This window comes from Nonomuraea sp. NPDC049400 (assembly GCF_044466425.1).
GTDB lineage: Bacteria > Actinomycetota > Actinomycetes > Streptosporangiales > Streptosporangiaceae > Nonomuraea.
The window spans coordinates 1-19399 of record NZ_JBITMP010000080.1 but is presented as its reverse complement, the minus strand read 5'-3'; the positions used below and the strand labels follow the sequence as shown (position 1 = coordinate 19399).

Annotated in this window: 21 protein-coding genes; 8 read left to right on the top strand and 13 right to left on the bottom strand. The window is 67.1% G+C overall.

What is annotated here, in order from left to right; all coding sequences use genetic code 11:
• Positions 1-80: 80 nt before the first annotated feature.
• The 7 genes from ACIBVN_RS56055 to ACIBVN_RS56025 form a co-directional block, all read right to left on the bottom strand.
• Positions 81-2612 carry a DNA translocase FtsK gene (locus tag ACIBVN_RS56055; RefSeq protein ID WP_397150336.1) on the bottom strand — a complete coding sequence of 844 codons (2532 nt, stop codon included), beginning with the start codon at positions 2610-2612 and terminating at the stop codon, positions 81-83.
• Between the two features lie 196 nt (positions 2613-2808).
• Entirely contained in the window at positions 2809-3561 is a 753-nt protein-coding gene (locus ACIBVN_RS56050; RefSeq protein ID WP_397150334.1) for a hypothetical protein, read from the bottom strand.
• Between the two features lie 153 nt (positions 3562-3714).
• Positions 3715-5136 carry a hypothetical protein gene (locus ACIBVN_RS56045; RefSeq protein WP_397150332.1) on the bottom strand — a complete coding sequence of 474 codons (1422 nt, stop codon included), beginning with the start codon at positions 5134-5136 and terminating at the stop codon, positions 3715-3717.
• Positions 5137-5292: 156 nt separating this feature from the next.
• Positions 5293-7569: a hypothetical protein gene (locus tag ACIBVN_RS56040; RefSeq protein ID WP_397150330.1), complete on the bottom strand. Its 2277-nt coding sequence runs from the start codon at positions 7567-7569 to the stop codon at positions 5293-5295.
• 36 nt (positions 7570-7605) lie between these two features.
• Positions 7606-7905: a hypothetical protein gene (locus ACIBVN_RS56035; RefSeq protein ID WP_397150328.1), complete on the bottom strand. Its 300-nt coding sequence runs from the start codon at positions 7903-7905 to the stop codon at positions 7606-7608.
• Between the two features lie 4 nt (positions 7906-7909).
• Positions 7910-8068 (bottom strand): hypothetical protein, encoded by a 159-nt coding sequence (locus ACIBVN_RS56030; RefSeq protein ID WP_397150326.1) that lies wholly within the window; start codon positions 8066-8068, stop codon positions 7910-7912.
• A gap of 10 nt (positions 8069-8078) precedes the next feature.
• The gene (locus ACIBVN_RS56025) at positions 8079-8507 is read right to left on the bottom strand and encodes a hypothetical protein (RefSeq protein WP_397150324.1); all 429 of its coding nucleotides are present in this window, start codon (positions 8505-8507) and stop codon (positions 8079-8081) included.
• Between the two features lie 360 nt (positions 8508-8867).
• Between ACIBVN_RS56025 and ACIBVN_RS56020 the strand changes: the two genes are divergently transcribed.
• The 7 genes from ACIBVN_RS56020 to ACIBVN_RS55990 all read left to right on the top strand — a co-directional run bounded on the left by ACIBVN_RS56020 (position 8868) and on the right by ACIBVN_RS55990 (position 13449).
• Positions 8868-9545 (top strand): GntR family transcriptional regulator, encoded by a 678-nt coding sequence (locus ACIBVN_RS56020; protein WP_397150322.1) that lies wholly within the window; start codon positions 8868-8870, stop codon positions 9543-9545.
• A gap of 680 nt (positions 9546-10225) precedes the next feature.
• Positions 10226-10603 (top strand): hypothetical protein, encoded by a 378-nt coding sequence (locus ACIBVN_RS56015; protein ID WP_397150320.1) that lies wholly within the window; start codon positions 10226-10228, stop codon positions 10601-10603.
• Between the two features lie 222 nt (positions 10604-10825).
• A complete protein-coding gene (locus ACIBVN_RS56010) occupies positions 10826-11164 on the top strand; it encodes a hypothetical protein (RefSeq protein WP_397150318.1) in 339 nt (112 codons plus the stop codon).
• 11 nt (positions 11165-11175) lie between these two features.
• Positions 11176-11820 carry a hypothetical protein gene (locus tag ACIBVN_RS56005; RefSeq protein WP_397150316.1) on the top strand — a complete coding sequence of 215 codons (645 nt, stop codon included), beginning with the start codon at positions 11176-11178 and terminating at the stop codon, positions 11818-11820.
• A gap of 13 nt (positions 11821-11833) precedes the next feature.
• On the top strand, positions 11834-12388 hold the full coding sequence (locus ACIBVN_RS56000; protein ID WP_397150314.1) for a TniQ family protein: 555 nt from the start codon (positions 11834-11836) through the stop codon (positions 12386-12388).
• 144 nt (positions 12389-12532) lie between these two features.
• Positions 12533-13048, top strand: a complete 516-nt coding sequence (locus ACIBVN_RS55995) for a hypothetical protein (RefSeq protein ID WP_397150312.1) — start codon at positions 12533-12535, stop codon at positions 13046-13048.
• The gene (locus ACIBVN_RS55990; RefSeq protein ID WP_397150310.1) at positions 13045-13449 is read left to right on the top strand and encodes a hypothetical protein; all 405 of its coding nucleotides are present in this window, start codon (positions 13045-13047) and stop codon (positions 13447-13449) included. Before ACIBVN_RS55995 ends, ACIBVN_RS55990 begins: the two co-directional genes overlap by 4 nt.
• Here the strand turns inward: ACIBVN_RS55990 and ACIBVN_RS55985 are convergent.
• On the bottom strand, positions 13446-13808 hold the full coding sequence (locus ACIBVN_RS55985; protein ID WP_397150308.1) for a hypothetical protein: 363 nt from the start codon (positions 13806-13808) through the stop codon (positions 13446-13448). The genes ACIBVN_RS55990 and ACIBVN_RS55985 overlap by 4 nt on opposite strands.
• A gap of 355 nt (positions 13809-14163) precedes the next feature.
• A complete protein-coding gene (locus ACIBVN_RS55980) occupies positions 14164-15372 on the bottom strand; it encodes an MFS transporter (RefSeq protein ID WP_397150306.1) in 1209 nt (402 codons plus the stop codon).
• Between the two features lie 65 nt (positions 15373-15437).
• Here ACIBVN_RS55980 and ACIBVN_RS55975 point away from each other — a divergent pair, with 65 nt between their 5' ends.
• Positions 15438-15884: a helix-turn-helix domain-containing protein gene (locus tag ACIBVN_RS55975; protein WP_397150304.1), complete on the top strand. Its 447-nt coding sequence runs from the start codon at positions 15438-15440 to the stop codon at positions 15882-15884.
• A 54-nt stretch (positions 15885-15938) separates the two neighbouring features.
• On the opposite strand, the gene ACIBVN_RS55970 is transcribed toward ACIBVN_RS55975, so the two are convergent.
• Genes ACIBVN_RS55970 through ACIBVN_RS55955 form a run of 4 tightly spaced genes read right to left on the bottom strand, consistent with a single transcriptional unit; the run spans position 15939 to position 19209 of the window.
• The gene (locus ACIBVN_RS55970; RefSeq protein WP_397150302.1) at positions 15939-17222 is read right to left on the bottom strand and encodes a TniQ family protein; all 1284 of its coding nucleotides are present in this window, start codon (positions 17220-17222) and stop codon (positions 15939-15941) included.
• Positions 17219-17872 carry a hypothetical protein gene (locus tag ACIBVN_RS55965; RefSeq protein WP_397150300.1) on the bottom strand — a complete coding sequence of 218 codons (654 nt, stop codon included), beginning with the start codon at positions 17870-17872 and terminating at the stop codon, positions 17219-17221. The genes ACIBVN_RS55970 and ACIBVN_RS55965 overlap by 4 nt, the downstream gene beginning before the upstream one ends.
• Before the next feature lie 15 nt (positions 17873-17887).
• Positions 17888-18418, bottom strand: a complete 531-nt coding sequence (locus tag ACIBVN_RS55960) for a hypothetical protein (RefSeq protein WP_397150298.1) — start codon at positions 18416-18418, stop codon at positions 17888-17890.
• Positions 18415-19209 carry a Mu transposase C-terminal domain-containing protein gene (locus ACIBVN_RS55955; RefSeq protein WP_397150296.1) on the bottom strand — a complete coding sequence of 265 codons (795 nt, stop codon included), beginning with the start codon at positions 19207-19209 and terminating at the stop codon, positions 18415-18417. The genes ACIBVN_RS55960 and ACIBVN_RS55955 overlap by 4 nt, the downstream gene beginning before the upstream one ends.
• Positions 19210-19399: the final 190 nt, after the last annotated feature.

The window sequence follows — 19399 nt, the reverse complement described above, 5'->3', positions numbered from 1 at the left end:
GTGCGGTTGAGGCGCGGCGGGAAGGCCCTTCTGAGCGGGTCACTTCCCTCCTCGTGCTCGTATGCGGGTGCCTGATCGTCTTAGTCGCCGGTGGATGGAGGAGCCTGGTCGCGAATCGCGGCGATCAGCTCTGGCAGGGTGTCGGGGGTTTTCAGGACGGCGCGCGGCTTGGGCCCCGCGCTAGGGCCTACGACGTTGCGGCTTTCGAGCCCGTCCATGAGACGGCCCGCCTTGGCGTGGCCGATCTTGAGTTTTCGCTGCAGCATCGCGATCGAGCCCACTTGGGTGGTGACGACGATCTCGGCGGCCTCCACGAGCAGGTCGGTGTCTTGGTCGTGTGTCGGATCGGCAGAGGGGGGTCGGTGGGACGTGAGCTCGGCCAGCACCGCAACGGAGTCGGCGCTCTGGCTCTTGACGTGGTTGACCACTTGGCTGATCTCCGAATCGGATACGAAGGGCGTCTGGATTCGGAGGGCGCTGGTGGCTCCTATCGGCAGGAAGAGCGCATCCCCCTGACCCAGAAGCTTGTCGGCGCCGGGCTTGTCCAAGATGACTCGTGAGTCGGCGAGGCTGGCGGTGGCGAACGCCAGCCTCGAGGGGACGTTTGCCTTGATCAGGCCGGTGACCACGTCGACCGAGGGTCGCTGGGTGGCGATCACGAGGTGGATGCCGGCCGCGCGGGCGAGCTGTGTGATGCGCACGGTCGAGTCCTCGACGTCGCGCGGCGCCACCATCATCAGGTCGGCCAGCTCGTCCACGATCACCAGCAGGTACGGGTAGGGCTGGTAGACCCGCTCGCTGCCGGGGGGCGGCTGCAGTTTGCCCGCCCGCACGGCCTTGTTGAACACGTCGATGTGTCTGAACCCCGACGCGGCCAGGTCGTCGTAGCGCCGGTCCATCTCGCCCACGACCCATTCGAGGGCCTCTGCGGCCTTCTTCGGGTTGGTGATGATCGGCGTTATCAGATGCGGGATGTTTCTATATGCGCTGAGCTCGACTCGCTTGGGGTCGATGAGTATCAGCCGGACCTCATCGGGCGTCGCCCCCATCAGAATCGAGACGATGAGGCTGTTGATGAACACGCTCTTGCCGGTGCCGGTTGCGCCCGCAACGAGCAGGTGCGGCATGCGCGTGAGATTGACCTGGCTGGTGAAACCGTCCACCGTGCGTCCGATGGGAATGGTCAAGGGATGCCGGTCGGGCTGCCCGCTGATGGAATGCAGCAACGAGCCGAGCCTGACCACATCGCGGTGGGCGTTCGGGACTTCGAGCCCGACCGCGATGCTGCCGCCGGGCGCCGGGGACAACCAGCGGGTGTCGGCTGATCCGACGGCGAGTTGAAAGTCCTTCTCCTGGGCCTGGAGCTTCTTAGCCGAGAAGCCGCGCTCGAGCGCGATGAGGTACACGGTGACCTGCGGTCCCCGAATGAAGCCGCTCACCTTGGCACCCAGTCCGAAGTTGGCGATCGTCTGGCCAATGGCCTCAGTGATCGCCTGCGCGTGTGTGTCATTGGCGCGGTTGTGGGTGGCAGAGTCGGCCTCCAGCAGCGTCAGCGCCGGAAGGCGGTAGGGCCGCTGCGTGCGCACATCTTCATGCTCGAGAGCGGGCGCCTCCTGTCCGTGGGTGATGGTGCCGTGCTCTGCGGCGGACATGTTCTCCTCGGCAGCGGCGGCGGGCTGTAAGCCGGAGCTGAGGGGCGACGTGCGAGAAGTTGTCGGCTGTGCCGGCAGCTGAGGTGGATACGTGGCCGCGGCAGGGGTCAGTGTGGTGGGCTGTGAGGCGGGAAGAGCTGCCGACGTCATAATGATCTTTGGGGCTGCTGGTGTGCTCGGCTCAAGTGACGGCCTGTGGCCGGGCGTGGCGGCCTGGCGCTGAACAGGGTGACGCAGTGCACGCAGTCGGCGAATGATCTCGGCCAGCGGTAGGCCAGTGATCACCACAAGGCCCCACACTGTCATCGCGGTCAGCAGGGTCACGGTCAGGGTCGGCGGCAAGAGTGCCAGGCCACTCCCCCAGGCGGCGGCCAGCCCGAGCAGGCCGCCGGCCTGGCGCATGACGGCGAGGTCGGGCACCGTTACGCCGATGGGTGAGATCCCATGTGCGGCATGCAGCAGCCCGGCGGTGCCGGCCAGTGTGAGGACGAGGCCGACGGCGATGCGCGCGTTGGCGCGGTCTTGATCAGGGTGCCGCAGGAGCCGCCACGCCATAATCGCGGTGGGCGCCGGTATGACCTTCGTCAACGTCCCCGTAACTGCGGTGATGATCAGATCTGCCTGTGCGGCAAGGGGGTGAGGAATCAGGTGGTAGGTGACCGCGGCGATGAGCGCAGCGGTGAGCACCGCGGTCAGTCCGAGCTCGTCGTGAGTCTGGTTGGCCTCGGGGTGGGTCTCCCCCTGCCCCGCAGAACGGACTGCGATCCCGAGTCCGCGGGCCAGAGCGGAGAACACGATATGGCCGGGCCGCACTAGCCAGCGGTTCACGGTGGCAGCGATGCCGGCGAAGACGCCGCTGGGCGTGGCCCCCGTTTTTCGCGTCGTCCTCTTCGTTCGAGGGGATGTCTTCCTGCGGTTGAGAGTGGAGGCCGCTTTGCCGGAACGCTTGCGTGCGGTCATGATGTCGCCTCCTTTCACAGGGACGGTGTCGACGCGTTGAATGCGCGGCGTGGGCTGATGTGACGGTCAGTCTCAGAGGGGCTGGCTGGGGCGATTGCGTCGATTAGCCGGCGCCGTCAGGCCTGACGCTGGCATGTGGCGGGCCGCTGATTGCGTGGCCAGTGCTACGCGCGCTGATGAGGGTTGGAGTGTCCGGTCATGGGTTCGATTCCTGACGGCGCACCTGCATAGCGATGAGCTGCGGGACCTTGTGGTGGGAGTCGATGGTTCCGGTGACGATCAGCCGTTCGCCGAGTTTGACGAGGTCGGCGACCTGTGGGTAGAGGAGCGGAAGAATCTGCACGATGAGATCGGCGCTCCCGTCGCGCAGGAGCACGTCGGCGAACTCGTACGTGTGGGGCTCGTTACCGCAGCTGCGCCTGTGGAGGTCGACGATTTGCCCCTGGATGTGGACGTTGGTGTCGTCGGCGTAGTCGCGGCCGGTCAGCTTCAGCACGGCGGCTGTGGTGATGTACGGCTCGCCGTCGTAGGGCTGAGCGTCTTGCTCCAGCGGCGCGTCGAAAGGTACGCGCATCGGCTGGCGCCCTTCCAGAGCGCTGCCGTCAGGCCCCCGGTAGGCCGTTCGAGGGCCATCCGGGTGAGCAGGTCCCGTCTCGTCTGAGGCCTCGCCCGCGGCGTCGATGAGAGTCACGCCGATGCTTCGCAGCTGCGTGGCGGTGCAGTCGGCAAGCGGGCGTGTTTCCCACGCTTGCACCGTGTGCGTGACGCGCGTGGTGTGGGCGTAGGCGGCCCGGTATTCGTGCAGCAGCAGGTCCAGCGCGTTCTGCCACGTCGCAGGCATGGCGCGTACCCAGTTCAGAGGCAAGACGAGAAAGCCGCCGGGCGCTTCATACTCGGACGTCCCCATGAGGTCGGGGAAGCCGTTGCTGGTCTGGGCATGCTCATTCATGACGGTGTCTCCTGCGATCGTGGGGCAGAGCGAGTTGGGGGCTGGTGCTGGCTGGCGAGTCGCGATGAGGTGTTTGTGGTTGTCCGGTTGTCAGGCATCGGGCCTGTCCAGGCGGCAGCCGTGTTCTTGGCTGCCGCCCTTGGCGTTGCCCGGCTAGCTGGGATCACCGCCCCCCACGGGGGTGAGTTGGCGAGGCGCGCCGTCCTCGTCCTCGTCGTGGCGGCCTGGGTCGCGGGGAGGGGGGATCACCCCCTCGGATGGAGAGAGGAATCCGTGCGCCTCGCGGTAGCGGTCGGCGTGCCGGCTCATGGTTGACGGAGCGACGCCGAGCTCCCGGGCAAGCGCCCGGATAGGCAACTCTCCGGTCGGGCTGATGTGCCGAGCGATGACGGCGTCGAACTCCTCTTTGGTCGGTTTGTCGCCGGTGTTCCGCTCCGACTCGTGGGTGTTCCGGTCGCCAGTGGCATGGGTGTTCCGTCCAGCGCCGTTCCCGGTTCCGGGGGCGCTGTTCCGGGTGTTTCGCTCCGCCGTCTCGTCGGTGTTCCGGCTGTTTCGGCCTGGGGTGTTCCGGGGGTGTTTCACCACTGTGCGGAACAACATACGGACGGTGTTCCGCAGGACCTGTTCCTCCAGTGGCTGTTCCGGCTGTTCCGGCTCGGGAAGGCCCAGATCAGCATGGGTGCACCCGGCAAGTAGGGCCAGCCGAACAGCGGCGCTGCGGGACCGGATGATCTGTTCCAGCAACTCCCGCCGGGCGGTGTTCCGCACCAGGCCGAGATCGCGTTCCGCCGCCCGATAGATGCGTTCCAGCCGCCACCGGGAGAAGGTGTTCCAACGGGTGTTCCACCACCCGGGTGTCCGGGCGTTCCGCACAGCGGCGCGAGCGTAGCGGATCACCCAGTCGGCGACATTGGTGAGACGCATGTGGATCTCGGCGTCGGCCGTCTCGGTGGCTCTGGCCGTCACCAGGCCCAGCCTGGTGAGGATGTACTCAGGCGTCAGCTTCCACCGGGACTGGGACGTGGTGGCGCCGCTCCCCTTCAACTCGATCGCCAGAGCGTGGTGCCACATGATGACGCCCACAATGGGGGCGACCGCCCGCAGCAGGAAAACGCCTGCGTCGCCGGCCGTGAGAGTGCTGGTGGCCGAGATCGCCGCTGACATTGAGGCCAGCAGCCAAGTCATCCGAACGGCGGACGACGGATCTCTCTGCTGGTCGGAGAAGGATGGGTTTTTCTGCTGGTCAACAGCTTCTTTGGCGTGCAACGCGAACGCCAGCAGGGGCCCTTCCAGCAGGAACACGCCCAGCCAGGGAAGCCACGGTACGTCGGGGGCGGCCCGGTGGATGACTTCGAAAATGCCCTGACCGGAGATCACCAACGCTGCCGCGGCACATACCCAGGTCACACCGTTGGCCAGGGATCGGGGCGTCCGCGGTGCGCGGCGCTTCGCGAAGAGCAGCCGCATGAATCCCCAGATCAAGCCCATGGTCAGCAAAGTGGCGGCGGCGCCGCCAGCGGCCCAGTGCAGCGGCGCGGCGGCACCGATGAGGCTCGTCAACCACTCAACGTTCATTACTGTCAGTCACTTCCGGACGTTCATGGGATGTCCACGGGGATGTCTACGGTGATGTCCATGAGGAGGAGATTGGACATCCACCCCCCTACGCGCGTGCGCGTGCGCGGGTAGGAGACGGGGGTGAGGGCGAGGGCGCCAGGCAGCAGGAGTAGATCACTGTGTGTGGTCCCCCAGGTCTGGCGGAGCGGGTCCCCCTCCCCCGGGGCCACTCCCCCGCTGCGGGCCGATCTGGGAATCCTCCCGGTGGGGGCTGAGGGAGTCGGGGCGTATGTCCAGGTAGGCGGAGGTGTCTAGGGGGTCTGTGTGGGGTCCTTCTCCCCCATCCGTCCGTCCGGCCCGGATGTCCTCCTCAGCCTCTAGGGCGCCGTAGATCAGGTCGGTCTTCCCCACGGCTCGTCGCCACTTCCCATGCGCCGGCTGTTCGAGCAATCCCCTCTTGCGCCATACCCCGCGCCGCAAGCTCGCCCAGGCACGGCGGCGATGCGGTGCCACCGCTGCGTTGGAGTCGCGGGTGGTGATCTCGCCGGGAGAGAGGTGTACTTTCACCAGCGCCCGGAGATGATCGTCGCCGATCTGGGAAAGGAGCGATTCCAGATCGTCGGGGACCTCAACGCGCTCCGACACGACCAGCCGCAGCGGGGCGTCGCCGGCTGCGGCGACCTTCGCGCCGCCCGCCGCCTTCTGAAGCCCCGCGGCCTTGCGCCGGGCACGGGCCTGATATACCAGGGCTTCCTGCTCCTTTGTGCAGAAGCGGAGCAAGTGGTCAGGCAGGTCGGCCCACCTGTCCGGGTAGTGCGGCAGCCCGGCCGCGGTGGACTCCTCCAGCTTCGCCGCCACGTGCGCGGTCTTGACGGCCGCCTCGGCGAGCATTTCGTCGGTGACCTCGGGCGTGTAGAGCAGAGTGGTGGCGGAGCTGCCGGACTGCTGGCAGTAGAAGACCCCGGTCGGCAGCAGGGTCGTGTCCAGCCGGTTCCAGTTCTTGAGCACATGCTGGGCGTCCGACTGCTTGGCGACCCGGCCGGAGTAGCGGCGGTTGCAGAACGGCAGCAGGTCTGGGTCCATAGATGACTGGGACAGGTACTGGGAGGCGGTTTCCCAGCCGATGCCCAACGCGCGTCCCTGCGAGCCGACTTTCCGGGCGGCCTCGATGGGCCGAGCGTTGGCCGCTTTCTTGCCGAGCAGCTCGGCGATCTCATCGCCGATAATCAGGATCGCGGGCCGCTTGGAGCTGACGGGGAAGAGCTGGTTGTCCTCAGGGCGCAGCTGACGGCCGCGCAGTGGGATGGCCGCGGCCGCGTCTTCCAGAATGCGGGTGGCGGCCTCCCACGTGGTGGCGATCGGCCGGTCGAGGCGCGGCAGCAACGGAGCGTAGGTGAGGCCGTCGTTCTTCAGATCGATGATCCACAGCAGGACGTCTTCGCAGTGGGCGCGCATCCACGCGATCAATCGCTGGAGGTTGGACTTGGCGCTGCCGGGCTCGCCCGCGTACACGCCACGGGTCATGCCGTGCTTAGGCAGGTACTGGGCGATGTACACGTCGCGGCCATCGTCGTCCACACCAACCCACGCCGCCTCGAGAATGCTGCTGGGGACCTTGGGCGGGGCAAACTTGACCGTGCGGGCCTCGATCTTGCCCTCGTGCCAGATGAGCAGCACGCGTGCCGAGGAGGTGTGCTTGGGGTCCTGAATCACCTCACGGATGGACCCGGCCGGCCAGTGCATCCCCGACTCGATCTCCGTGCGGGCAGCAGGCTTGTCGAGTTTGACGCGAGTCACATTGACGGGCAGCCGCAATGGGATCTCCACGCGACCGGTGCCGCTAACTGAGATGCGGCCGGCCACGACTACCCCGGCGAAACCGAGCTCGGCCAGGACGATGGGCAAGGTCTTGGCGAGGACGCGGACGCGGAGCCGGACGCTGCGCCACTTGCGGGCGTCGGTGGAGAATCCCCATGCGATGGCCAGGGCGAGTACGCCGAGGGCCCAGCCGCTGTAGGCGGCGACGTGAAGTACGCCGATCACGGAGGCAAGGAGAATCCACACGCCGGCTGTGGCGGTGACGGCGGTGACGGCGGTGACGGAGACAGGCAACACGTGGTGGCGGCGTAGTGCCAGATGCACCAGCGCGGTCGAGGCAGTGGTCCACATCGCGTTGACCCACCAGGGGATGCCGGTCACATCAGCGATCGCTACGTAGAGGTAGAGGCCGCAGGCGGTCCACCAGGGGGCATGGAGGTCACGGTGACGCCACATCCGGCGGGCTGCCCATAGTCCGGCGGCTCGGACGAAGCGCCACATCAGGTGGTAGATGATCAGCTTGGCCAAGAAGCGAAGGAGCCGCACGAGCGGGTCGCGCTTGACCTCCTGGACGGGCTGCGGCGCGTTGGCCGCCGGCCCTGGGGGGAGGGCAGCGGGGCGCTTGCCGGACACGGCCTTCCTTTCCTGGAAATGTGAAATGGGTGTGGGTTAGCCGAGCAGGGTCCAGAGGCCGCCTGCGTTGGAGGCTGCTTCGGCGTCGTCGGCGACCGCGAGGGCGATCGCGCGGGCGTCGCCGCGCATGCGGGCGGCGGCCTCGCGCAGGGACTTGGCGGCCTGCTCGGCTTCCTCGCCGCGTAGCTCGCCGGGTGGGATGTGGCCCGCCATCATGTCGAGCAGGGTGGCGGCGCCGGTCGAGTTCCGGCCACCTTTGCGGCTGATGGTGACAGCGAGCCGAGCGGACGTCCGATATGACCGGGTGCTGGCCTTGTCGCCGTAGAAGATGCCCATGGCATCAGCCCTTCAGTTGTTTGCCGCGGGTGGCGTACGGGCGGCGGCTGAGGACCTGAGGGCGGTCTCGTCTGGCGGCGATAGCGATCGCCGCCAGAATCCCAGCCACGGAGATCAGCGCTGGGATGGGCACGACCAGGAAGCCGAGGTCGATCGTGAGCATGAACTCCTCCTTAGACCGGATGGGGAAGTGCAGGACGGGAAGTGGCGGTGGGATACCTGGGAGCCCACGCCGGGGTCGCAGGCTTCAGGAGGTGCTTGCCATGCCGGATAAGGAAGTCCACAGCCAGGAACAGGCCGGCGAACAGGGCGGCGAGGGCGAAGGTGAGGGCCTTGAGCGTTTCGCCACCAAGCTCGGCAGCGGCGAGGACGAGGCCGATGGCGATCCAGACAAGCAGAAGCAACAGCCACTGGCCGACCTTCACGATCAAGGCCGGGACGTTGAGGATGGCGGCCGTTCGCGTGCGCCGGGTAGCCCAGCGGCGCCGGGCCTGCCAGCGCTGCTGAAGGGTGAGGTGATGGAGCGTGTCGTCGCGCTGGGCGTAGACGAGCACGGCAGGCGGCAGGAAGACCGCCGCCACGATCATCAGGATTGCTGTCATTTGCTGCCACCTCCTGCGCGCCTGCAGGTGACGCTGGCGCCATGCGTGGCTGGAGTGACGCTGCTGCGAGCGGTGGTGATCGTTGCGCCGGGGCGAGCTGGTGCGGCGCGGAAGTGCGCCTGGTGGGGCACCGCGCTAGCGGTAGGAGAGGTGACGCTCTCCTCGCTGTGCGCCTGCCAGCACCAGGCCATCGTTGTCATCCTTGGCCAACTCATACGGATAAGTTAACTTATACGTATGAATCCTGCAAGAAGGTCGTTTGACGTTGAGGGGCTTTACCGGTAGGTCAGTAGCGCTGTGCGTTGAGGCGTCACCGACGCATGCGTAGACAGGGCGCGCACTCGACCGGGAATGGTGGACATGGCAGAACGGCAGTTGTTGTACGCGCACATTGCCGCGGCCATCCAAGCGGACATCGAAGCTGGCAAGTATGTTCCAGGCGACCGACTGCCGTCGGAAGCCGAGTTGCGCCGCAAGTTCGGCAACGTCAGCACGCACACCATCCGGGAGGCATTTCGAGTGCTGCAGGAGGCTGGCCTCACCCGCGCGGAACACGGCCGAGGAGTCTTTGTTCGTGCCTACCAGCGCGAAGTAGTAGCGCCGGCTCAAGGTGGTGGGACCAGCGGCGACCCAGCTCACTTGGTCGAGGTCACAAGAATGGTTGCACCACCACACATCGCTGACCTCATGCATGGTGAGGAGCAAGTGGTCCGGCGGGTGGCCAACCGGGACCCTCAGGTGAAGTCCTACTATCCCCGCCGTGTCCTTGAAGCACTGCCTGAGCTCGACGAACCGTTCGAGTTGGCTGAGACCGATCACGAGCTCATGGCGAGGGCAGGGGTGACTATTGCGTCCGAGACAGTGGACGTGATTGCCCGGATGCCCACGCGATTGGAGGCGAATACTCTCGGCCTGACGGCGGGCACGCCCGTCTTGGAGTACCTCATCGCCCTGGCCGATGCCGCCGGCAGGGTGATGGTGGTGCGTGAGGCGTTGTTGCGGGGCGATGCGAACAAACTCCGCATTGAGCTGCGCTGACTCGAACCTGGCGCTACCGGGATTGCTCGCACCGTCGCCGTCTACCTGTCGGCAGAGCAATCCTTCGATACTTCATAAGGATGCGGACAGTGATCAGCTGAATCTGTCCGGCAGTGTAACGCGAACCGCTCCGTGACACCTCGACGCAACAGCGGGAGGCCGCTGGCGGCCTCCCCATACAGGGGCCAGCCAAGCCGTCGCGGAGACGGCCGTGCAAAAGGCCCATCACCGCCTCTACGTAGGCTCGTCCAAGAAGGCTTACCTTCGCAATTGCTCCGCCGTCTGGAGGCCATCCGCCACGCGGCCACATCCGGACAGGCAGGCTCGCCCCGAAGGGGCGACCGCGCGAAGCGCGGCCTTGGCCTGCCTGTCCGGATGGCAGCGTGGCAGGCTCCAGACGAGCGGCGGAGCAATTGCGGTCGGTTTACCACTCCCGAGCCTCGGGCGGACACGCGCCCGCTGTGCAGGATGGCTGGCTAAAACGGACCAGCACGCCCATCACCACCGCACGACCTACCAACTGCCCGCCCAGATGCTCGAGAAGAACGCACGCATCTGCACCCGCTGCCGGCCGATCCCTGTGCGCTGGCGTTGGTAAGGAACGCCTGGTCGGCGACAAGCGCACCTTCAGCTGGGGCGTTGTCCGCTATTCGGTCCCGCCCGACGCCGAGCTGCTGCCGGTGCTGCTGGAACTCATCGGCGGTCTCATCCCGGTGGCGTCCTGGCCGACGCAGATGCCGAAGAAGAAGCGGGCCGAGCACGCGCGCGAAGCCTTGCAAGGACAGGCCGCGGCTGCGGACCGGCCCCTGGCCGCCGCCACAGACACCGGTCGAGAGTGGCCCGAGAACACCGTTGCGGCCCTGCCCGCAGCGCCGCGTCCCGTTCAGGCAGTTCAGGCGGTCGATGCCGAACGGCTGCGCCGGCGGGAGGCCACGACAGCTGAGAAGCCGAATCTGCCCGCTCGCCTCGGAGAGAGCTATCGGCGCGGCAATCTGTTCCTGCTGCCCGCCGCCGATGAGGCGGAGGTTCCGGAGGGCGATGAGCATGATCCAGTCTGAGCCTGCCGGTCAGCCGGTCAGCCCGTTCGTGCTTCCGGTGGCGCAGCCGCTGGATCGGGAAACCCTTGCGGGCTGGCAGCGGTATCGGCTTACCCGGGCGTCGTTCCAGCCGGCGCCGCGGCTGACGCTGGCCGACTATCGCCGGTTGAGCCCGCGCCGCAGGCGCTGCATGATCTGCACCGCACTGCCACGCACGTCAACCTGCCGTTGCTGGAGACGCCGATGAGCGCGGCCGTTGACCGGCTGATGCGCTTTCGGATGCAGAACAACGCGTTGAAGACCAAGGCGAGTACGCAGTCCGGGCTGATGGTCTCCGGCGGCGGATTCCAGGGCAAGACAGAGACGGTCTGCGACTGCGAGGCCGCGTTCGAGGACTTCCTGCGCGATCTGCACGCGCCCATCGCCTACGTCCAGACGCCCGTGACGGCCAAGCCCAAGAGCGTCTGCGAGGCCATCCTCGACTTCTTCGGCGCCCCGATCGCCCCGGGCTGTCGGCGACTCTGCCACAGCTCTGCCGGCTGGTCCGCGCGTCACTGCGCGACCATGGCACCCGTGTGCTGATCCTGGACGACGTGACCCGGTTGAAGATGCACCGCGAGGCCGATCAGGACGCCCTGGACCTGATGCGCGGACTGATGAGCATGAACGTCACCCTCGTCCTGGTGGGTGTCGGCATCCGGCAATCCGGGCTGCTGACCGGCGGGCACTACGACGCGGCCTCCGGCCAATGGCGCTTCCTGCCCCGGAAAGACGGCAAGAGCTACTTCAACGACGAGGCGGGAACGCAGACCGATCGGCGCTTCGATCTGATCGACCTCGATCCGTTCCGCTACGACACCCCGGCCAGGATCGCCGCCTGGACCACCCATCTGGCTGGCCTCGAGGATTGCCTGCGCCTGTTCCGCGCCGAGCCCGGCATGCTGACCACCGGCGACATGCCGGAATACCTGTTCCGCCGCATCCAGGGAGTCGTCGGCCTCCTGGAACGGCTCATCGAGGACGGATGCGCCGCCGCGATCGACAACGGTACCGAGAAGCTCACCGTCAGCCTCCTGGACGACATTCACATCGACCTGCGTGACGTCCCTGGACGCGACCCGCAAGCCGGAGAGATTCCCGAGGTCCCCCAGCCGCCCCGGCCTGCACCGGCGTCCAAGCGCGGCCGCAACACGGTCTTCGACGATCGTGGGCCGGCCAGCAGTTCCTCAGCGAGCTAAGACAGGGGACAACATGGACGTTCTCCCCCTCCCCCGAAGTCTGGACCCGCTGCCCGGCGAATCGCTGCGCGGCTATGTCCTGCGGCTGTCCTACCGGCTGGAGATCTCCCCCGCCCAGCTCACCGTTTTGACCGGACTCATTCCGGCCGTCAGGCGGCTCGGCCTCCCAGCTCACCTTCCGCATCAGATCCCCAGCCGCAGGCTCGCCTTCTTCGACGATGCTGCCGCTCTCGGCGTCTTCGCCGAAAGCACCCGTATGACCAGGCAAGAAGCCGAGAATCTGCAGATGAGGTCCTTCTCTGCTCTCCAGCTCCCCGACCGCGGCAAGGGCGCCTCTGACGATCTCCGCCGCGCTGCCTTCGAGACCCCGTGGGTCTTCACCGCTGCCAGCCGCTGGTGCCCGCAATGCCTGGCTGGCGACGGGAGTCCCATCCAGACGGAGTTCGGCGGCTCTTGGCGCAAGCAGTGGCACCTGCCGGTGGTCTTCATCTGCCCAGAGCACATGACGGTCCTCGCCGCCCGCTGCGGCGTCTGCGGACACACCACCAGCGCGCAGTCCCCGCCCTGACCGGTCGGCCGGGCCACCGACCCGAGCCTGCACCCCCTGCGATGCCGCGCCACCGTCGCAACCGTCCCGCAGAAGGTCCCTTACTCGCTCCGGCCACGCACGCCGGCCTGCGCGGCGACACTGACCGACCTGGCAACGCCGCCCTTGGAAGTCGCTGACCTGCGCCGCCTGCTCAAGCTGCAGACCCGGCTCCTACAGCACATCGAACCCGGGCAGCCGACGACAGAACCACCCACCGTGCTGGGCCGGGCCGTCGACCCCCTGCAATACCTCACCGACACCGCCCTCACCGCCGGCCTGATCCTGCTCTCCTGGCCGGCGACGCGGCGGCTCTGCCCCTCCCGCACGCTCGCCGCAGCGATCGACACCGAAGTGGAGCTGCGCCTCCGGCAGTCGGACGCCTCGTCCGCAGCGGCCAGGCGAGGTTTCCGCTCTCCCTGGGCCGCCCCGCCGACCGACGCCCTGGCCTGCGCCGCGCTGCTCTGCATCACGCACAAACTGCTCGGCAAACCGTCCCCCGACAGCGCCCGGGACACCTTCCAAGAGCTCATCGACCGCGCCAAGCACGACCCGCGGACGGCCAACGCCATCCGCACCAGCCACGGAGCTCCAGCACGCTCGCCGAGGTCTTCCGACGCACTCCGATGCGAGGCACCATGAACCCACCACCACCTCCTCCACGCGCCCGATCGGCCACATCCCCACTGACCGGCCTGGAACTGCTCACCGACCGCTACGCCAGGGGACCGGCAGCGCTGGCCTGGCACGAACGCGGTGAACTCCTTCCCCTGGAAGACGCCCTGGCCGCCGCCCGCGCAGACCCGAGCCCCACACCGGATGTCGCGATCGCGCTCGTGAAGCTGACCATGGAACGCACGAAACGCATCCTCCGTGAGCTGGACAGGGACGAGTACGAAGCGCTCACCATCGCGCGGAACCTGCCCAAGCCGGTGAGCTGGGCCGAGCTCGGCGCAACCGTCGGCATGTCCACCCAGGGCATCCACCAGCAATACGCACGCCAGCAACTCTTTGTCACCCGAAGCTATCGCCGGACGGTCTAGTTACCAGGCGCCGTCGACAGCTCCCGTTCAGCGAGAAACTCATCCAGCAGCGTGAAGAGGACCTCGATAACCTTGGCTTCCTCTTCGCGGGACAGATCCCACCGCTCCCACCCATCAGGGAGAGCGATATGACGCACTTGGCCATGCCAGCCGTGGTTGCAGTCCTGTCCTCGCCGAGCTACCAGCCACTCCCGCCAGCCACGCAGGCCAGGACCTCCATGCCGCAGCGCGTGCTGATCATAGCCGTCCAGAAACCCTTCCACCCCAGCGAGTCTCGACCCCGCCACGAACATGCCCAACCGCTTGGCCACGAAGGCGAAGTACTCGCGTTCAGTCATTGCCGCCACGTCCGTCGTCACCGATTCGCCTCCCGACGCCACCGCCAACCTGATCTTGGTGACAAGTATGGCTGGGATGTGACAACTATCTCTGGTGTCTGGACGCAGCGAAGTTGACAGTAGGCACTGCGTTTGACCTGGGCATTGTCAGTTAGATGGATATCGAAATACCCGCGTCTATGGCATCGAAGTTGACAGTATGGAGCCGAAGATCAACTGCTATGCCCGCACTCGCTGATGCCGGGGTCGAATGCCTTCGTCGAACCACCGACCTGGCCGGTGTCATAGAGATGAGCATCTGGTTGGAGCGTCCGAGCGGAATTCGAGATGGCAGTGCGATCCGCTTGCGGTTCGAGGTTGTTGCTTCCCTTGCGTGTCAGGCGCCGCCGGTTGCGTGAAGGGGTTTGCTGCTTCGAGGCATGAGGCAGAGTGTGAGCAGGGCGGACATGAGGGTCAGGGTGCACGCCGAGTTGAGCGCTAAGGGGAGAGCGGTCAGTTGGCTCATGGCGGGTCCGGCGAAAGCTCCGGCCATGCTTGTTGCGGCTTCGATGGTGAGGAAGGCCGAGCTGACACGGCCGAGGAGCGGCTTGGGGGTGGCGCGTTGCAGCCAGGTCTGGGTGACGACCACAACGGTGACTCCCGGCAGGCCCAGGAGCACCGCTGCGGTCAGCGCGATGGGGAGCGACGAGGCGTTGAACATGAGGAAGAACGCGCCGGCGACGAGTGCCTGGCTGAGGGCGAGCGTTGTTCTGGCGGAGGAGCGATCGATGAGCTTGCGGCTGATGGGGGCGCCCAGGAGGAAGCCGAGGCCCAACGCGGACAGCAGGTAGCCGACCTGGAGGCTTCCTCCCAGGTTCGTCACGGCAAAGGGTATGAGCAGGGCGGTGAGTGCGGCGTTCGCGAGCAGGTAAACGCTGTTCGTGGCCAGCAGTGCTCGGGTTGTTGAGGCTCGCCGGAGGTGTCGCAGTCCCCGGATGAGGTCAGCGAGCACGTTTTGGGCGCGGCTGTGAGCGCGGGATCGTGTTGTGGTTCGGGCGATGGCTATCGCGGACAGAAGGCTGGCGGTGATTGCGGCGCCGATGACGACGTCGATGCCGGAGGTGGCGAAGAGCAGGCCACCGATCGGTGGGGCGCTGAGCCCCACCACTCCGGTGGTGAAGGCGCCGAGGGCGTTCGCGCTGCTGAGTAGCGGGCCGGTGCCCACGATGGCGGGGGTGTGCGCTTGGGCGGCGGGGCGGAAAATCACCGTAGCGGTGCCCTGGCCGAGCATCGCTGCATAGATGAGCCAGATCGTCTCGGGTGTTTGGGCCAGGAGCGCAATCGAGATTGCGAGGGCGTGGATGAGGTCGGTGGTGATCATGATCCGGGGCCGGTCCCATCGATCGGCCACGACCCCGGCAAAGGGTCCCAGGAGCAATGCGGGCAGATATCTGAAGGCCAAGCTGAGGCCGGTCGCGAGCACTGAGCCGGTGACGGCGTAGATGTGTGCGGGAATCGCGACGTCAAGCAGGCCCGTGCCAAGGGCGGCGATGGATCGTGCGGTCCAGAGCAGTCGAAAATCTCGCACGCGTAAGGCCTGCAGCATGGTCCCCTCCGAATTATTCTCTCAAGAGAGAAGCGCAGGCTGTTCTATTCTGTCAAGATAGTTCTATGGATCATGTCGAACTTGGCCGGCGACTGCGGAGTCGCCGTGCCGCTCTTGGCCGGACGGTCGCCTCGGTGGCCACGGAGGCTGGAGTCTCGGTGCCCTATGTGGCGAATCTGGAGAACGGCCGCGGTAACCCGACAATCGCCGTACTCAATCGACTGGCTGACGCGCTGGGAACCCGTCTGGTGATCGATCTTGCTGACCCGACCGCGGATCCGGCGATCGCGGCTCTGCCGCCGTCGCTGGTGGACTTCTCACAAACTCGCCGTTTTCGGCGCGAAGTCGTCCAGCTCGCCACTGTGCTCGAACAGGACCAGCAAATGGTCCGCGCCATGCTCGTCGACACCCTGGCGGCTGTTGCCAGTGCGCTCCGGCGAGACCTGCGGGAGGCCGATTGGCAGCGATTGCTTGATGCGACGGTACTGATCTTGGCTCATCCATCACAGTGACGGCCAAGGACCGCGTGAGAGTCCCGCCCTCGACTCTCCAGACGACGAGCTATCTCACGGGCGGATGGCATGGCAGGGCGTGACGGTCTCCCAGGGGCGTAGCCCTTCGCCGGCCAGGAGCAGCGCGGCTTCGGGCAGGTCGAGGTCTTCGGCGGTTTCGGCTGGGTGCAGGTGGTGAGGCTGACCGGGTTCCCAGAGAGGGAGTGGTTTGAGCTGGTCGCGGTAGAGGCTGTTGAATTTGAGGTGGTTGAGGATCCGGTTGGTGACCACAGTGGGGTGGTAGTCGTCGCAGTATTCGTGCCAGAGGGTGCCGGCCCAGGGGTCGTAGCGGCGTTGGTCCATGAAGTAGCGCAGCGCGTCCAGTGGGCTGCCGGTGAAGCCGAGTTCGTCGATGATGAGCATCGCCGCGGCGCTGAGCAGCGGGCCGGGCTGATATGCGAGCAGGTCGCCGCAGCGTTCGCGGGCGGTGGGTCCGGCGGTGAGGGCCAGTTGGTCGCGCAGGTGGCAGAACTCGTGGAAGGTCCACCACAGATGGGTGTCGGTGTCGGCGGGGAGCATCTCCGGGGTGCCGAGATAGATCGCCAGGCGGAACAGCAACTCATAAAGGTCCCAGAAAGTCTTGACGGGTTCGATGGGGCCATCGCGGGGGCGGCGTAGCCGAGCCAGGAGGTCCTGCTGGACGCGCAGTAGTCGCTCGCTTCCGATCGGCCGGCAGGGGAGCCGGGCGAGTTGCTGCCGGCAGTTGCGGGCGCCGATGATGCGTCCTTGCGGGCCGAACGGTCCGTTGCATTCGCGCCGGTAGCGCGGGGTGTCGCCGACGCTGATCCGGGTGTGGCAACTCGGGCACCAGCCGGTCAGATAGACGCGGTGCTCGGGGCAGATCACGCAGGGCAGCAGGTGCCAGGCGACGCGCCAGATCGGGTCGGGCCCGGCCAGGCAGCGGGGGCAGACGGCGGCGGTGTCGGCGCGCCAGGGCCAGGGCCGGCTGCTGGTGGTGCCGGTCCAGCTGTAGGTGATGAACTGGCCGCCCTGACCGGACAAGGCCATGCGCATCATGGCGCGGGCGCGCAGCCCGGTGGCGTCGCGCAGGTTCTCGAAGACGTACTCGCCGTCGAAGATGGTCAGGAAGTCCTCACCCAGGGTGTAGCGCAGCGGGGTGTAGGGAGGCAGGCCGAGCAGGGACGCGACGGTGTCGCGGTGGCTGTGCTGCGCTTCGACCAGGCGGAAGAACCAGGAGTGGAAGGCCTCACCGTCGGCCGGTGGAGGCACCAGGGCCAGCCGGCGCGGCGGCGGCCGGTCCGGTTGCCGCTCCTCAAGTTCGGGGTAGTGCTGGATCATCCGGTGCTCGCGTCCTGGCCGGAGGCGGGCGGGGCTTTCTTGGTGCGGCGCCGTGTGGCGGCCTGGCGGCGGGCTGTGGTTTTGGCGTAGTCGACCTCGTCGTCGTGGCCGAGCACCACGCTGTCGAGGACGTAGCGGGTGAGCGCTTCGACGCCGGTGTCCATCGCCGTGTGAGCAGCCTCTTTGAACAGCATGCCCAGCCCGCCGATGTAGCCGGAGGTGCGTTCGTGCAGGTAACGCCAGTGGTGCAGAGTCAGATCGCCGGGTGGATGATCGAGCAGGATCAGGTTGCTCTCGAAGTGACGCACCAGCGACATCCAGGTGCGCTGCTGCTCCCGGGTGGCGATCGGAAACGGGGCCAGATGCTGCAGGTCGGCGAAGCGGGAACCAAACTGGCCGGCCCGCCCGCGCTCCTGTCCCTGCACAGCGCTGCCTGCCTTGCCCGGTCGGGTGCGGGGCGGGGCGCCGTCGGTGAACAGGTTGCCCTGCTCCAGCAGGATCCCGGCGCCGACGATGGTGACCGCGGCGTGGTTGGCCAGGTTCTTGATGTGGTCGTTGGTCTCCTGACCGCCGTCGCGGATCTTGTCCAGCATGTGCAGGTCGTCCAGGAGCAGCAGTTCAGTGCCGCAGGCCTCGATCGCGTCCAGCACGGGATCGGTGAGGGTTCACTTCGTCGCGGTCCGGCCGGGGTTCGGGACATGCAGGAACTTGCCGATGGCCTGCGACAGCATGCCGGCGGTCGCGCCGGTGCTGGCGCTGACATAGATCACCGGAACCCGATCGCCGAGAAAGTCCCCGCGGAAATCGGCCGGTGACACCCCCGGGTCGGGGGCCAGGTCGGGGTGGCGGCGCCACCAGTCCAGCTCGCACTCCTTGCCGATCAGCTTGAGCAGCGACGTCTTGCCGCAGTGCCCGGGCCCGTTGATGATCGCGCTGTGGAAGGTGGCGTCCTGGCTGTAGCGGCCTTGGGTCAGCTTCGGCTTCAGCGCGGCCAGCACCCGCAGGACCTGCGGATGCTTGAGGAACGGCGGGTTGGCGTTGCAGCTCCGGCGCATCTCATCGAACGGCTCCTGCCGGTCGGCGGCCCAGCTGTCGTACTCGCCTCTGCTGACCGGCTCCGGCCGGGGCGGCGCCGGGCGGGCGCAGAACTCGCGCCACTGCTCCTTGGTGCGTGGCTGCGCGACACGTTTCCTCATGCGCTGCCCGGACCCCGCCCACCGGGATCCCAGATCTCGAACTCCTCCAGCTCGGACAGGTCCACCACCTCGTCCTGCGCCGGATCCTCCTCGCCAGCGGGCGGGACCAAACTCAGCGCCGGAGGCGGCTCCTCGGGCTCACCGAACTGGAGACGAGCTTGATCCCGCTTGATGGCGCGCATGTCCTCGCGGGCCCGCACCAGCTCGCGGCGGCTGCGCGCGGTCGCCGACTCCGACGAATCCATCCGGCGCTGCAGATCCACCAGCTCCTCGGCGATTTGCTGCTGGCTCGGCTCCCGCAACCCGCCGTCGCGCAGCAGCTTGCGGGCCTCTTGAAGCATCCGCGTGGTGAACGGGACGGCCGGATCCGGCAGATGCGTCCAGAACAGCACCCGCCAGGCGCCTTCGAGGAAGATGAACACCCGGCTGGGATCGCCCGGGTTGTAGCGGATCGGCCACTTCCGGCCCTTGCCCGGGACCGGCGAGAGCGCCCGCCGATAGCCGCCCAGGATCGGATCGTCATAGAGGAGGTAGTCGAGCTGGATCCCCTCCGGGCGGATCGTCCGGTACTCGATCGGCAGCCGCTTGCAGTAGTGATGCGATTGCGGCGGGCAGACGATGTAGCCGTAGCGGGCCACCATCAGGCCATAAGCCTGATTCGGCGACATCTCCAGCTCCGGGAACCCGGCGACGACCAGCCCCGAATGCACCCGCCGCTGATAGATGGCCACCGCGTACTCGGCGAAGAACTCCTGCAGGTCCTCAAGGCTCCACCGGGCGGCGTGCTCCACCAGCCGGCCCCGGGTGGAGGTGTCGGAGCCCTTGTAACCGGCGACGTGCTTGGCGAAATCTTCACGGATGGTGCCGAAGGCGCGTTCGATGTTGGCCTTGGATTACGCCGTCGATTACACCCGATGGCGACGATCAGTACCGACGCGTTCGGGTGACCCACCCGTTTCATCCGCTGTCCGGGCGCGACTT

Excerpts from the sequence above, each read along its gene's own strand:
- ACIBVN_RS56045 (WP_397150332.1), bottom strand. The coding sequence starts at position 5,136 with ATGAACGTTGAGTGGTTGACGAGCCTCATCGGTGCCGCCGCGCCGCTG.
- ACIBVN_RS56010 (WP_397150318.1), top strand. The coding sequence starts at position 10,826 with ATGAGCGCGGCCGTTGACCGGCTGATGCGCTTTCGGATGCAGAACAAC.
- ACIBVN_RS55980 (WP_397150306.1), bottom strand. The coding sequence starts at position 15,372 with ATGCTGCAGGCCTTACGCGTGCGAGATTTTCGACTGCTCTGGACCGCA.
- ACIBVN_RS55975 (WP_397150304.1), top strand. The coding sequence starts at position 15,438 with ATGGATCATGTCGAACTTGGCCGGCGACTGCGGAGTCGCCGTGCCGCT.
- ACIBVN_RS56035 (WP_397150328.1), bottom strand. The coding sequence starts at position 7,905 with ATGGGCATCTTCTACGGCGACAAGGCCAGCACCCGGTCATATCGGACG.
- ACIBVN_RS56055 (WP_397150336.1), bottom strand. The coding sequence starts at position 2,612 with ATGACCGCACGCAAGCGTTCCGGCAAAGCGGCCTCCACTCTCAACCGC.
- ACIBVN_RS56020 (WP_397150322.1), top strand. The coding sequence starts at position 8,868 with ATGGCAGAACGGCAGTTGTTGTACGCGCACATTGCCGCGGCCATCCAA.
- ACIBVN_RS56030 (WP_397150326.1), bottom strand. The coding sequence starts at position 8,068 with ATGCTCACGATCGACCTCGGCTTCCTGGTCGTGCCCATCCCAGCGCTG.
- ACIBVN_RS56025 (WP_397150324.1), bottom strand. The coding sequence starts at position 8,507 with ATGACAGCAATCCTGATGATCGTGGCGGCGGTCTTCCTGCCGCCTGCC.
- ACIBVN_RS55990 (WP_397150310.1), top strand. The coding sequence starts at position 13,045 with ATGAACCCACCACCACCTCCTCCACGCGCCCGATCGGCCACATCCCCA.
- ACIBVN_RS56000 (WP_397150314.1), top strand. The coding sequence starts at position 11,834 with ATGGACGTTCTCCCCCTCCCCCGAAGTCTGGACCCGCTGCCCGGCGAA.
- ACIBVN_RS56050 (WP_397150334.1), bottom strand. The coding sequence starts at position 3,561 with ATGAATGAGCATGCCCAGACCAGCAACGGCTTCCCCGACCTCATGGGG.
- ACIBVN_RS55960 (WP_397150298.1), bottom strand. The coding sequence starts at position 18,418 with ATGAGGAAACGTGTCGCGCAGCCACGCACCAAGGAGCAGTGGCGCGAG.
- ACIBVN_RS55970 (WP_397150302.1), bottom strand. The coding sequence starts at position 17,222 with ATGATCCAGCACTACCCCGAACTTGAGGAGCGGCAACCGGACCGGCCG.